This is a genomic window from Celeribacter marinus, from assembly GCF_965656515.1.
Lineage (GTDB): Bacteria > Pseudomonadota > Alphaproteobacteria > Rhodobacterales > Rhodobacteraceae > Celeribacter > Celeribacter marinus_D.
In genome coordinates, this window is sequence record NZ_CBFHKW010000066.1 from 1 (window position 1) to 14,075 (window position 14,075).

10 protein-coding genes and 1 pseudogene are annotated in these 14,075 nt (G+C 57.4%); 5 read left to right on the forward strand and 6 right to left on the reverse strand.

What is annotated here, in order from left to right; all coding sequences use genetic code 11:
- The 5 genes and pseudogenes from ACTG34_RS12050 to ACTG34_RS12070 all read left to right on the forward strand — a co-directional run.
- Positions 1-899, forward strand: a pseudogene (locus ACTG34_RS12050) (hypothetical protein); the annotation flags it as partial.
- Between the two features lie 129 nt (positions 900-1,028).
- Complete coding sequence (locus tag ACTG34_RS12055; RefSeq protein WP_439105139.1) at positions 1,029-2,291, forward strand: TolC family protein; 1,263 nt, start codon at positions 1,029-1,031, stop codon at positions 2,289-2,291.
- Positions 2,292-2,695: 404 nt separating this feature from the next.
- On the forward strand, positions 2,696-4,999 hold the full coding sequence (locus tag ACTG34_RS12060) for an ATP-binding cassette domain-containing protein (RefSeq protein WP_074906447.1): 2,304 nt from the start codon (positions 2,696-2,698) through the stop codon (positions 4,997-4,999).
- Positions 4,999-6,168, forward strand: coding sequence for an HlyD family type I secretion periplasmic adaptor subunit (locus tag ACTG34_RS12065; RefSeq protein WP_439105140.1), 1,170 nt, complete (start codon positions 4,999-5,001; stop codon positions 6,166-6,168). The genes ACTG34_RS12060 and ACTG34_RS12065 overlap by 1 nt, the downstream gene beginning before the upstream one ends.
- A 20-nt stretch (positions 6,169-6,188) precedes the next feature.
- Positions 6,189-6,794: an NUDIX hydrolase gene (locus ACTG34_RS12070; protein ID WP_439105141.1), complete on the forward strand. Its 606-nt coding sequence runs from the start codon at positions 6,189-6,191 to the stop codon at positions 6,792-6,794.
- A 6-nt stretch (positions 6,795-6,800) separates the two neighbouring features.
- Here the strand turns inward: ACTG34_RS12070 and ACTG34_RS12075 are convergent, their stop codons facing one another.
- From ACTG34_RS12075 to ACTG34_RS12100, 6 genes are all read right to left on the reverse strand, one after another.
- On the reverse strand, positions 6,801-8,897 hold the full coding sequence (locus ACTG34_RS12075; protein WP_439105142.1) for an exonuclease domain-containing protein: 2,097 nt from the start codon (positions 8,895-8,897) through the stop codon (positions 6,801-6,803).
- Positions 8,894-9,277 carry a response regulator transcription factor gene (locus tag ACTG34_RS12080; protein WP_439105143.1) on the reverse strand — a complete coding sequence of 128 codons (384 nt, stop codon included), beginning with the start codon at positions 9,275-9,277 and terminating at the stop codon, positions 8,894-8,896. Before ACTG34_RS12080 ends, ACTG34_RS12075 begins: the two co-directional genes overlap by 4 nt.
- 31 nt (positions 9,278-9,308) lie before the next feature.
- Positions 9,309-9,824, reverse strand: a complete 516-nt coding sequence (locus tag ACTG34_RS12085) for a hypothetical protein (RefSeq protein ID WP_439105144.1) — start codon at positions 9,822-9,824, stop codon at positions 9,309-9,311.
- A gap of 18 nt (positions 9,825-9,842) precedes the next feature.
- A complete protein-coding gene (locus ACTG34_RS12090; RefSeq protein WP_439105145.1) occupies positions 9,843-11,660 on the reverse strand; it encodes a putative nucleotidyltransferase substrate binding domain-containing protein in 1,818 nt (605 codons plus the stop codon).
- A gap of 102 nt (positions 11,661-11,762) precedes the next feature.
- Entirely contained in the window at positions 11,763-13,502 is a 1,740-nt protein-coding gene (locus ACTG34_RS12095) for a sodium:solute symporter family protein (RefSeq protein ID WP_439105146.1), read from the reverse strand.
- A gap of 12 nt (positions 13,503-13,514) precedes the next feature.
- Positions 13,515-13,772 (reverse strand): DUF4212 domain-containing protein, encoded by a 258-nt coding sequence (locus ACTG34_RS12100; RefSeq protein ID WP_062219984.1) that lies wholly within the window; start codon positions 13,770-13,772, stop codon positions 13,515-13,517.
- Positions 13,773-14,075 lie beyond the last annotated feature (303 nt).

Consider the following 14,075-nt stretch of genomic DNA (forward strand, 5'->3'; position numbering starts at 1 on the left):
CCGACACGTTGAGCTACGACACAATCGTGAACGAGCTTGGTATGGACGCCAATGTTGCGGGCGCGGATGGCGTATTTAACGGCGCGGAAATGGACGGCGGTCTGATTCTAACGGGCGAAGTCGAAGCTGGATCGCGCGTCTTTGTCACCGTCGACGGCGTGCGCCAACAAGCGAAAGTGGACAGCAACGGCGACTGGACCGTGACGTTTGGGGACGGTGTGATTGCGGGCGGTGAACGGTTCGCAGACGTGAAAATCGAAGCCATCGACAAATACAACAATACCTTGTCCGAGATGACACAGATCGAGATTGATACCATCGGCACCGAACCCGTGGTCGAGGCGGTTATGCGCGACACCACCGGTGTACGGTCTGTTTCAATCGACGCTACGGCGGATGATGTCTCCGTCTTTTCTGTCACGGATGCGGGCCAAGTTACCGAAGTGGCCGCAACCGACATTGAGGTCGGCAGCGAGACTATGATGGTCTTTGGCAACAAGATCCCGAACGGGTCGCAAATCGTATTGTCCTCTGAGGACACAGCGGGCAACCAATCCGACACTCTGTTTGTACTCGACACCACCAATGAACGCCCTGATGGCGCGATGTTCGATGTTGATCTCGACAATACCGGCCTTGACGGGTTCGAGCTTGGCGCGATTGATCTTCAGTTCGTCAACGGTGGTCAGGTCACGCTCAATGCCGCTGATATGGATCGTTTGGCGGGCGTGGATGGTGCGATCACCATTCATGGCGGCGAAGACGACCGTGTGATCCTTGAGGGGGCGACGAACACAGGCCAATCGACGCAAATCGATGGTGCGACCTACGATGTCTACACATTGGGCGACGAGGGTCAGGTTCTGGTAGATCACGATATCGAAGTGGTGCTCCCGTAAGGACCTCTTGTGTCTTTTCGGGGTCAGTTCACGCGGATGTTGAGTGAGGGTGTCATGCGCAAGGGTCTTTCAGTTTATATCTTGATCGGGGCAACCACTGCTCTGTCTGGATGTATGGATGCGCCTTTGATGTCCAAACTTTCCGATGTCAAACCTGTGGCGTTTGTGCGTGACCAAATGGCGGCTCCGGCCCCGATGGTGACGGGCGCGCCGCAACTCGCGGCGGCCAATTCTGATAGCGGGTCCGAGATCATTTCGGGTCTGATTTCACGGCGCAGTGTGTTGGACGCAGGCTCGCCCTATGACACGTTGGCGTCGACGCTGCTTGAAACCTCGTCAGGTGTGGCGCAGGCAGAGTTGCGTGCGGCCAAAATGCGGTCTGTGTCGCGTGATAAAAACTGGCTTCCCACGATTGGCCCCTCCATCTCGTTGACGTCACTAGGTGAATTCGCGGCCGGGTTGTTGGTCAATCAGGTGTTGTACGATAACGGCAAGAAAAAGGCCGAGCGCGAATTTGCAGCCGCCGATGTCGAAGTGGCGGCGGTTGTCTTGGCTCAGGATGAAAACGATCGCGTTCATTCGGGGTTGGAATTACTGGTCATCGCCGCTGAGGCGCGCGAAAAAACGACGATGGCGGAAAGTGGTCTGGGACGGATGCGGGAGTTCAACCGTGTGGTGGGCGAGCGCGTGCGCGGGGGGCTGTCCAGTCTTGCTGACGAGCGTGTGGTGCACTCCAAAATCTCCGAGATGGAGCACGAGGCAGCGACCCACCGCGAGGCGCGTGACAGCGCGATTTCTGAATTGCGCTCTATGATGTCGGGCCATTCTGTGCCTGAATTGAGCGCCGCAATTGGGATTAAGTTGGCGTCCTCGTCTCTTGAGACATTGGATGTGGTGCGCGCAAGGGCTGAGGCCAAACGTGCCTCTGCCGAGGCCCATGTGGAGCGCGCGTCCTTATTGCCCACTTTGTCTGCGACGGGATTGATCGGTAAAAATAGCTCGGCTGCATTGGACTATGAGGGCAGTGGCCTTGGTTTGGGCACGCGCGCCGAAATGGAGGCGAGCAAAGCACGCGAGGGGGCGGCTCTCGCCCTTGTCGGTCGCGCGCAAGAGACCGCAGCACGTCAGCGTTCGAGATTGGACAGCACCCTACAGGCCTTGAGCCGCAAAGAGCGGGACGCCGCCGATCTGGTACAGCAATCACGTGCAAATTACCGCCTGTTCCAAGACCAGTTCGAGGCCGGAAAAAAGACGGTGATGGATGTGTTGAGCGTCTATGAGCAGATGGTGCGCGACGAGTTGAAACACATCGATGTCAAATACGAGATCGTGCAAACGCAATTGGAAGCGGCCCGTTTGGCTGGTGTATTGGCGAACGGAGCAGAGATTTGAGCCGGGGTAGCAAATTGGCATTCAAGATTACGTCGGCGCGCCCTGTGGCGCCCAAAGACGTGTCAAACAAAGCCAAAGCCCCGAATGCCAAAGTCGGACCAATGACAGTCCATTTGGGTGGGCGGCCAAAAGCCGTGCCTGTGGCGGTGATCCCCGAGGTTGAGATCGTTGATCCGCACCTCGACAAGAAACGTGCCGCCGCCAAAGCGGTGCGGGCGATGGCGGCAAAGTCCGCCAAAGACGCCAAGGAGCGCGAAGAGCATCTTGCACGCGAGCAGGCCGAAGAGCGCCGTGCGCGTGAGGCCGCGAAAACCCAGCGATTGGCCCGTGCACGCGCCGCCACCGATGGGGGGGAGCCGCTCAAGAAGGACGCTGCAACCGTCAAAGCCGAGGCAAAGGCACGCATGCAAGCGCGGGCGCAACAAGCGGTCACAGTCGATCAGCCTGTTGTGGAGGCACCCGCGCCGCGCGCCCCCGAGGTTGCGCTACAGCCCGCGCCTCAACCCGTTGCCCCGCCTCAGATGGCCGCACCAGCTCAGCCACAAACTCGTCCCGAGCCTGTAGTGTCGCCAACGACAACGGTTATGCCTGTCGCACCCGCGATCTCAAAGCAGACGGTGCAGCGCGCGGAGCTTGTCACGCTTTTGGCCTCACGGTTCGGCGTGTTGGCCACGGTCTCTGATGTGATTGATAGTTTCGGACCGCAATCGGGTGATATTGCCCCAGCCACACTGGCGCGCGCGTTAAAAGACGTGGGACTGGATTCACAGGTTGCAACGGTGACAACGCTAAAGCCACGGCTGTGGCCCGCACTGGCGTATATGACATCGGGTCACATCGTTTTGGTTCTTGGGCAAGATAACGGCGTGCTCAAAATTCACGACCGCTCTGCGCCTGATCACACGGCCGAAGTGTTGGAGACGGAATTTGCGCCGTATTTTTCGGGCACGCTTGTGCGTGCGGGAAAGACACTTGATGCGCTATCGCGCTCTTATGTGCCGAACCTTGAGAGTGCGCATTGGTTTTGGGGTCAGTTCAAAGACTACAAACGCCAGATCGGTGAAATCGCTCTTGGGTCGCTTGTCGCCAACATGCTTGCCGTTGCTGTCGCGTTGTTCTCGCTACAGGTTTACGACCGTGTGATCCCGCATCAAAGCCAATCGACGCTTTGGGTTTTGGCGCTTGGGGCGGGTGTGGCGATTGCGCTTGAGGCCGTTCTAAAGCTGGCGCGTTCACGCCTTATGGATGGGTCGGGGCGTCAGATCGAAACCAAGGTACAATCGCTTTTGATGGACCGTATTTTGGGGATGCGTTCGGATGCGCGCCCCACCACGTCCTCGGGGTTGTTTTCGGCCATGCGCGAATTTGGGTCGGTGCGTGAGTTTTTCACCTCGACCACGATTGGGACAGTTGCCGATATTCCGTTCATCTTTTTGTTTTTCGCGCTCGTGGCGTCAATCGCCGGACCTGTCGTCTTTTTGTTGATGGCGGGTGCGGTGTTGATGATCGTACCGGGGTATTTTTTCCAAAAACGGATGATGAAACTCACCAAAGAGACGCAAGGTGCATCGGCGCAGGCGTCTCGGTTGCTCCATGAGGCGGTGTTCGAACTGGACACGATCAAATCGCAGCGCGGTGAGGATCGGATCAAACGGGTTTGGGACGAGTTGAACCTGTTGTCATCGGTGAAATCATCGGAGCAACGCAAGCTGGCAGGCCTGTTGACGTTCTGGGCGCAAGCCGTTCAGCAATTGACCTATGTGGCGGCCGTTGTGGCGGGAACATATCTTGTCTTTGCGGGCGAGTTTACGGTTGGGACGATCATTGCCACGGGCATTTTGACCTCGCGGACTCTTGCGCCCTTGGCACAATTGTCAGGCACGCTAGCACGGTGGAGCAATGTCAAAACGGCGCTAAACGGTTTGGATGCGATTGCGGATGCGCCACAAGAGAGCGACCCGACACGGAGCTATTTGCGCCGCGAGCATATCGCGGGCGACTTTGCATTGCGCGAGGTTCAGTTTCGCTATGAGGCGGACGGCGCGCCGAGCCTCGACATTCCCGGACTGGATGTGAAGGCGGGTCAAAAGATTGCTCTGCTTGGGGCCAACGGATCGGGCAAATCGACCTTTCTCAAGGTGCTTGCAGGGTTGTATTCGCCAAGCCAAGGCCGTGTGATGCTTGATGGCGCGGAGATGAACCAGATTGATGCTCGAGATGTACGGCGCAATGTCGGGTATCTTGGTCAGGACGTGCGTTTGTTCGCGGGGACACTGCGTGATAACCTATCGCTTGGTGGTTTGCCGCACGGCGATGACCGGTTGTATTGCGCGCTCGATTTCGCGGGGCTTGGCGCGTTTGTGCGTAGCCATCATCGTGGCCTTGATCTCGAAATTCGCGACGGAGGCGAGGGGCTTTCGGTCGGACAGCGCCAGTCAATAGGTTGGGCGCGTTTATGGCTTCAAGATCCCAGTGTATGCTTGCTTGATGAGCCGACTGCGGCCCTTGATCAAGCGCTTGAGACCAAGTTGATCAAGCGGGTGTCCACATGGCTGGATCAACGCACGGCGGTAATCGCGACCCACCGGATGCCGATTGTTGAGCTGACGGACCGCGTGATGGTTTTTAAAGACGGTCGAATGATCGTTGATGGCCCGCGCGATCAGGTGACGGCTCATCTTGCCAAGGCCCAAGGGGGCGCAAGCTGATGGTTACGCTGGATAACGTCCTTGAAAAAGATCTCGACAAGCCGGGTTGGGTGATCCGCATCGCGGGCTTGGTTGTTTTGGTGTTTATCCTTTGGGCCTCGATTGCGACCGTCGATGAGATTGTCCGCTCTGATGGTGAAATGATTTCATCGTCGCGCCCGCAGATTGTGCAGAACCTTGAGGGCGGCATTTTGTCGGAGATGCTTGTGCGTGAGGGGCAAACGGTTGAGCAGGGACAGATATTGGCCCGTCTGCAAGGAACCGAATTTCGCACTTCGACCGATGACCTCCAAGAGCAGTTGGATGCGCTAAGCGTGCGTCAGTTACGCCTTGAGGCTGAGCTAGAGGGCGCAGATTCGTTTGAGGTGCCCGATGATTTGGCGGGACGGGCCGAGCGGGTTTTGGCGTCGGAACGCGCTCTTTTGAAGGCGCGCACTGCCGACTATCTGGCGCGTAAAGATGGTGCATTGGCGGTGTTGACACAGGCTGAGGCCGAGCGTTCCTTGATGGAGGATATGCTCACCAAAAACGTTGTGGCGTTGATCGAGGTGACCCGCGCGCGCAAGGCGCATTCGGACGCACAGGCGAAATACAACGAGACGGTGAGCCAAGCGGAGTTGAAGCGGGCTGAGGAATATTCCGATACGTTGCGCGAGATAGCCTCTGTCAAACAGGGGCTGACATTGGCGCAAGATCAGTTGGGCCGCACCGTGATTACCTCACCCATGCGCGGGATCATCAACGAGTTGACCGTGACAACCATTGGCGGCGTCATTCGTCCCGGTGAGGACTTGGTTCAGATCATCCCCATCGACGAAGAGTTGTTTATCGAGGCCAGAGTTCGCCCCGAAGATATCGCGCATGTCGAGCCGGGTCAGGCCGCGACGATTAAGCTGTCGGCTTATGATTATACGATCTACGGTGCGCTCAAAGGCACGGTCAAAGTTGTGTCTGCCGACACGTTCAAGGACGAGCGCGATCCAAAGGCCGAACCCTATTACCGTGTGACGGCAACCGTTGATTTGGGCGGGCTTACAGACCGTCAAAAGAACATCGAAATCCGTCCAGGTATGCGTGCACAGGTGGAATTGCACACAGGCTCAAAGACGTTTTTGCAATATCTTCTTAAACCGCTCTACAAATCGCGCGAGGCCTTTCGCGAACCGTAAGAGCGCGCTAGGCTTGCCCTATGAGTGAGCTTCCGATCAAAGACGCCGCAACGGTGATTGTGATCCGCAAAAGCGGGCTGGATGCGCCGCGCGTCCTGCTTGGGCAACGCGGTCATGGTGCCGTGTTTATGCCTGGAAAATTTGTGTTCCCCGGTGGGGCGGTGGATGCCGCCGATTTTGACACGCCGTTGCGCGGTGCTATGTCTGCGGTGTGTCAGGCGCGATTGGCACATGAGGTTGATCCTGCGTTGGCGCATGCCCTGCCTGTGGCGGCACTGCGTGAGTTGCGCGAGGAAACCGGTTTGGTGATTGAGGATGTCACAGGGCTTTCGTTTGTGTTTCGCGCTATTACGCCACCCAATCGTCCCCGCCGGTTTGATGCACGGTTTTTCCTCGCTGATGCGTCGCTTGTTTCGAGTGATATGGACGATTTTAGTCGGGCCGAGGATGAGCTATCCCATTTGCAATGGGTGACGCTTGAGGCCGCGCGGACGTTTGATATGCCGTCCGTGACACGGATTGCACTACGCGAGGTGGAGGCGTTGCTCCGCGCGCCGCTCCCCCCCGCGCATGTGCCGTTTTACGATCATCGCGGCGCAGTTGGGTCAATACGCTCTTTGGTGTAGGCGGCGTTACAAGTGGTCATTGGCATCTTGGAGCAGGCGTTTGTGTTTGCGCATCTGGACAAGCATCTCGCCAAAGGTATTGATCCCTCTTTCTTGCGCCATGCGCACCATTTTGATGAACACATCAGCTGTGGCGAGCGTGTCTCCCATGGCGGTGTGGCGCGCCTCGGGCGCAATGCGCACGCCTAGACGATCGCAAATGGCGTCAAGTGTATGATCCTGACTTTGGCCAAACACCACAGCAGACAGTAGTACGGTATCAAGAACGGGATTGGTGAATTTTGCGCCGATGTCGACCTCGTGACGGCGCAGGAATTCTAGATCAAATGGTGCGTTGTGAGCGACAAGAACTGCACCGCGCGAAAAGGAATGGAGTTGCTTGCCGACGACACCAATTGCGGGGGCATCTTTGACCATTGCGTTGGTGATATGATGCACGGCGGTAGACGCGGCGGGGATGTCGCGACCGGGGTTGACCAAGCGATCAAGGACCTCGCCGTGAATGATCTTATTGTTGACGACACGCAGCGCGGCAATTTGGCATATCTCATCGCCTTGAGACGGCAAGAGGCCCGTGGTTTCGGTGTCGAACACAACATAGGTCAGATCGGATAGCGGCGCGTCCATCACGTCCTTGGGCGGTGTTTTGGCGAGGAGGTCGAAATCATAGGCTACAGTGCGGCGACCTTGTGCGGTCATATGGCGACGATGCGCGTCGCGGATCGGCAGTTTGAGTACTGCCCGTGATCCCCGCCCCTGTTCCGGCCATAGCTCGGTTGCGTGTAGATCAAGGATCGCGCGTCCCGTCATGTTGGCCAATCCGACATCAATCTCGCTGCGCATCCAGCCATCCAGACGATCCACAGATAGCGGCTCACCCGACCATCCTAATGCAATCATAGCGCCTGTGTCCTCGGGCGTGATCAGGAGTGAGAGCGCCTTTGCCCCATCACGAGTGAGGTGTTGCGCGATATGGTCGATGAGGGAAATAATCTGCACCGCGTCGAGCGTGAGATCAAGGGGATCGGGCACGTCTGCGGATAGCGCGATCCCATCATCCTCAAGGCGCGCGGTGAGAGCATCGCACAGGTCGGTGCCCCGCACGGTGCCCATCGGCCACCAATCGCTTTTGGCGTTCTCGTAAGTGGCGTCAATATCGTGGAACTCGGCAATGAGCGTGTTCAGCTCTGACATCATCGCGCCGTCCAGACGCGCGTCATGGCGCAAAGTGTCATCCGATGCGCGCGCGTCGAGCGTGGTTGTGAGCATGGCGACAGACGGGCGGAGCCGATTGATCACGCGGCGCAACAACGCCTCTCGTGTCACATGCGTGGCCAAATCGTCGGTGACGTCATCAAGGGTGAGCACATAGGGCGGCGTGGCGTCCCCCTCGCTCGGGGCGTGGGTGAGACGCAAACGTGCGGACAGAGTCTGTGCGCCATGACGGGTCGCAATTGTGAGAGCGATCACGTGGCCCTCACCGCCTTCGCCTGCGCACAGGCGGCGGTAGGCGGAGCGAATGGGAGCGTCTCGCAGGTAGTCGAACACCGAATGATCCAAGCCTGGGGCGTGGTCGGCTCCGAGCAATTCGGCGGCAGCGCCATTGTAGAACGCCAGCTTGTGCGCGCCCGATACGAGGGCCACGCCAAGCGGGATATCTGCGCATAACGCAGAGAGTTTTTCCTTTTCCTCAACCAGACGTGTTGTCTCTTGGGCCACGGTTTCGGCCAACTGGTTGCGTGTGGCTGACAGGTTTTGGGTAACGGCGCGGGCGGCGGGTGCAAGATCCCCAAGGTAGCGAGCTGTACTTGCGTCCAGTTCATCCTCCACGTTCGCATGGGCGCGTGCCAACATTCCTCCTGAAAGCCGCTGGATCGGTTTGGCCACGTTCTCATCAAACATCAGCCAGATCCACACAGTCACGCCAAGAATGGCAAAGCTAGAGATCGCGCCAGCAAAGACAAATCCATTGAGGGCTTGGGGGATGGCGAGGCGGTGAAAGCCAAAATACAGACCTGCGCAGACTGCGCCGATGCCCGCCGCCGCAAGGAATGCGAAAAAGAGAAAGACGCGCAAACGCAGGGACCAGTGTTCAATGTTCATGGGTTTGTCCCTTTCGAGAGACGGTGCACGGCGGTGATAAGATCAGCGGTGGCGAATGGTTTCGCCAAAAAGACGTCTGCGCCCATGGCCATTGCCTTTCGCTGTTCCGCAGGAGAGGTGCGGGCCGACATGATCATGACAGGTGTTCGACCCAAATCGGGATCGCGGCGCAGCTGTTGGCAAATCTCGTAGCCCGACATTTCGGGCAAGGTCACATCCAAAATGACAAGCGCGGGGATCAAAGCGCGCACATTTGGCAACGCCTGACATCCGGTCGCAACACGCGTGACATGATACCCCGCGCGTACAAGCAATAGCTCCACCGCGATTGCGATGTTGTCCTCATCCTCGACAAGCAAGATATGGTCTGGAGCATGCATGTGTTTCGTCTCTCGGTGTGCGGCGCGCGCCTTAGTTGAGGGCGGTACACGCCTGTGTCAAAATCGGGTCGTTCTCTTCGAGTGTAATCCAATTTGCGCCAATCAGATCAGCGGCAAGATCATCCGAAAATCCAGCGAATATATCGGCGCGCCTGCCCAACTGGCAGTCAAAGGCAACGGGCACAACCGCCCCCTTTTGCCATCTTGAGAGCAAGTATAGGTTAGTTGCCACAATGCGGTCTTTGATCTGGGTCGTGCCCATATCCACCGTGATAAATCGGGTAGTGACAGGGACCAAATAGGTCCACGGCCGCCAGATTTGTTGACGCTCTACAGATGTCACGACAACGTGGTCGGGACCGAGGGCCACAGATGTCCGGTCAAGCCACGAGTATTCGCTCCAAATCGCAAAGCCGAGCATGGCCAGACCGGCCGCCGCGGACGTGGACCAACGTGGCAGTGCGCCGCGTGTGAGCTTTTGGATCAGCATAACGATGCCGGCGGTGCCGCCCCCGAGGGCGATAACGGCGATGAATTCGAGGAGCATGGGGTTTGGACCCTTCTTTTAGCTGCGCGCGGATGATGAGCCGAGCGAGGATTGCATGGTGCGCACGATGACAAAGGCGTCGCGCAAATGGGAGCGCTCAAAGGCGGGAATGGCCGAGGGGCTAAGGTAGTTGTCGGGCGCGTCTCCACCGCGCACTTGTTCCGCCTGATGTTCAAGGCGGGCCGTGGCAATGGTGTCATAGGCCGCCAAAAGATCAGCCCCGCCCGAGGCGGAGATGACCCCCGACTCTATCGCGGCGTCGATGCGTGCGCGGGTGTTGCATGCGGATGTCCCGCTTTGGAGGGCATAGACGCGGCCCAGATCGACAAGGGGCACCACGCCGTTATGTTTCATGTCCAGATGTCCGCGTTGCTCGCCCGAACGAATGGTGGCAAACCCGCGCAACAGCCCAAGGGGCGGCGTGTGTTTGAGCGAATTGGAAATCATATGTGCGACAAAGATCGAGTTCTTTTTCGCAGATTGCAGAGCGCTGTTCTGAAGCGGCTTGAAGAGCGAGTTGTCGCCCGCAATCGGTCGTAGATCGAACATCACGGAGGCAAGCATTTGCGCCTCGCTATCGGGCTTGTTGATCCATGTGTCAAAATAGCTTTCCCAAACGCACAGACGTTGGCACCACCGATCCGCCATCGCCATCATATCGCCGGGGCAATAGACGTAACCACAGGCATCCAATCCATCACAGACGTATTTGGCCATAGCGTTGAAATAGGCCATGTCGGCGTCGGTGGCGGCGTTGTCGATGATGAGGCAATTGTCTTGATCGGAGACGCCCGTTTGCTCTTGGCGGCCCTGACTGCCACAGGCGGCCCACAGGTAGGGCACGGGGGCGGCGCCACAGTCGCTCTCGTACATCTTGATAAGGCGGCGCGTGACGATATCGGCAACATCCGTGATTTTACGTGTGACAACATCATGAGCCAGATGTGCGCCGACAAGCTGCATAAGAAACGTGGGCAAGCGTGCGGTGACATCGGCCATTTCGGCCACGGTTTTTGCTTTTGTGAGTTCAAATATCATTTGGGTTTGTGACGACCCGAAAAAGCCCGTGATATCGGTTTGCGTCACCATGCCGACAAGGCGACCGGCTTCTGTGATAGGCAGGTGGCCGATTTTGGCCTCGAGCATGGTTTGGATCACATCGGTTCCAAGGGCGGATGGCTCCAACGTGATGGGGTCGGGTGTCATGATGGTCGAGACGGGCAGGGCGGTATCCAAGCCCTCAGCCAGAACTTTGTTCGTCATGTCGCGCACGGTCACCAGACCCTTGAGGGCGGCGTTGTCCGTCACAGCAAGGCACGACACACGGCGGTCGCGCATCAGGCGCGCACATTCCAAAATGGTCATATCGATGGGACAGGTCACGGGATCTTTGGCCATGAGGTCGCAGACGTGTTGCGTCATCAGGCCTGCGGCGGCCTGCGGGCGTGCTTGGCCGCGATTGAAATAGCGGGCAAAGGCAGGGCTTTTCGCCACTTCGTCCTTGAACGCCTTGGGGGTGAGAATCAGGAGTGTGGTTTTAGAGGCCGCCACGGCCGTGGTTGCGGCTAAACCGTCACGCAACAATCCACGTTCGCCAAAGTGGTTGGACTTTTGCAAGAGGGACACCTGCGCGCCGTTCACATCGGTAATCTCGACGCTACCCTCTTTGATCAGGTACAGCCCTTCGAGTAGGTCGCCGTGGGCATAAATAGGCTCTCCTTCGGAGTAGGTCTTGCGGGCGAAGGATTGCGCCAGTTCTTCCAGCTCGGCGCGGGGCAACACGTCATAAGGGTGTGCCGCTTCGAGGAAGGTGAGAATTTTTTGGGTTGCGTCCATTACGACACCTGACAACTAAAAGGAAAAGGGCGCGCAAGCCAGTTTGACCCCCGCGCCCTGCAGTATGAGGACGGGCAGGCCCGAGGGCCAGCCCAATCCTGTTTAGTGATCAACAGCGCCGCCGGCACCACGTGGAACGCGGATGCTTTCGACCAGCTCTTGGATTTCAACGGGCGGCTCGTCTGTGGCGTTGGAGACCACATAGGCGACCGCAAAGTTGATTGCCGCACCGATTGCGCCAAAGGATGTCGATTTGATCGACAAGAGCAACGGGTTGCTGTCGTCAAAGGATGCTGTTCCTGGGATAAAGAACCAACCTTTGTGCAAGAAGATGTAGACAACTGTCACACCAAGACCTGCAAGCATACCCGCAACCGCGCCTTTGTTGTTCACGCGCTTGGAGAAGATCCCCATCATCAACGCAGGGAAGATCGAGGAGGCAGCCAGACCAAAGGCAAGAGCCACGGTTTGCGCGGCAAAGCCCGGAGGGTTCATGCCGAGGTAGGTTGCAACCAAGATCGCGACACCCATTGCGATACGAGCGGACAAGAGTTCGCCTTTCTCGGAGATGGATGGGTTGATCTGCGATTTGATGAGGTCGTGAGAGACCGCTGACGAAATCGCCATGAGCAAGCCCGCAGCAGTCGAGAGTGCCGCCGCAAGGCCACCCGCAGCAACCAGTGCGATCACCCAACCGGGAAGGTTGGCAATCTCGGGGTTGGCAAGCGTGATGATGTCACGGTTCACTGTCAGCTCGTTGTCGGCCGATCCATTATACTGGATGAGGCCGTCACCGTTTTTGTCCTCAAACCCCAAGAGACCTGTTTGCTCCCAGTTGCGCACCCAATCAAGGTTTTCGTCGTTCTCGATTGCTTCGAGAGCGATGGCCTCGCTTGTTGTGCCATTGGGGTAGAACGTGTCGATCAGGTTCACACGCGCCATTGCAGCAACCGCAGGAGCGGTGAGGTACAACAATGCGATAAAGACCAAGGCCCAACCTGCGGACGAACGTGCATCAGCTACGGTTGGAACCGTAAAGAAACGCACGATAACGTGTGGCAGACCGGCGGTACCAATCATCAAAGACACGGTGAACAAGAACATGTTCAGCGTTGTATCTGATTGCTTGGTGTATTCGGCAAAGCCGAGGTCCGCGAGCATCCCGTTGAGCGTCTCAAGCAATGGCAGACCCGTCGATTTGGCATCTGCGAACAGACCAAGCGGAGGAACTGGATTGCCGGTAAGCTTGAGCGAGATAAAGATCGCAGGGATCGTGTAGGCCGTGATGAGAACGACATACTGGGCGACCTGCGTGTAGGTGATGCCCTTCATGCCGCCAATAACCGCGTAGAAAAACACGATGGTTGCACCGATCAAAAGACCCGTTGTTTTGTCCACTTCGAGGAAGCGCGAGAACGCAACGCCAACACCCGTCATCTGGCCGATCACGTAGGTCAAAGACGCAACGATGAGACAGATAACAGCCACGGTGCGCGCTGTTTGGCTATAGAAACGGTCACCGATGAACTCGGGCACCGTGAATTTGCCGAACTTGCGCAGGTAAGGTGCGATGAGCATAGCGAGAAGCACGTAGCCGCCCGTCCAACCCATCAGGTAAGCGGAGGTGTTGTAGCCGCCAAACGAGATGATACCGGCCATCGAAATAAATGATGCAGCAGACATCCAGTCAGCGCCAGTTGCCATACCGTTGACGACGGGGTGAACCCCACGGCCAGCTGCATAGAATTCAGATGTGGAACCCGCACGGGCCCAGATCGCGATACCGATGTAGAGCGCAAAAGTCGCGCCCACAACGATGAGGTTGAGGGTAAACTGATCCATTCTCTGGGTTCCTTATTCGTCGACGCCGTGTTCTTTGTCGAGCTTGTTCATTTTGATTGCGTAGGTGAAGATCAGCACAAGAAACACCAGGATCGAGCCTTGTTGTGCAAACCAAAACCCGAGGTCTGTGCCGCCAATTTTGATGCCTGACAGCATCGGACGGAACAGGATGCCTGCACCGAATGAACACAGGAACCAGATCACGAGACTAATGCCGATGATCCGTTTGTTCGCTGCCCAGTAAGCGTTGTTTTGTGAGTTGTCCGCCATTATGCGGTCCTCCCTTTTGTCCCCGATCACGGTGTGGATTGTGTCCACTTGCCGTCATCATTTAACTGCAACACGAGCGGCATGCTCTGTGTTGCCTCCCTTCCCAGTCGACCCGTATGTTGTGGGTCGGGGATCATATCGCCACCCCATATGGGGAAGCGATACTAACTTATACCACAGTTACGTAGATACTGCGTATATCGAATTTCCAATCAAATCCTCGACGACGGATGGGTCTGCGAGGGTTGAGATGTCGCCCATGCTGCCGGTGTCGTTTTCGGCGATTTTGCGTAGGATGCGGCG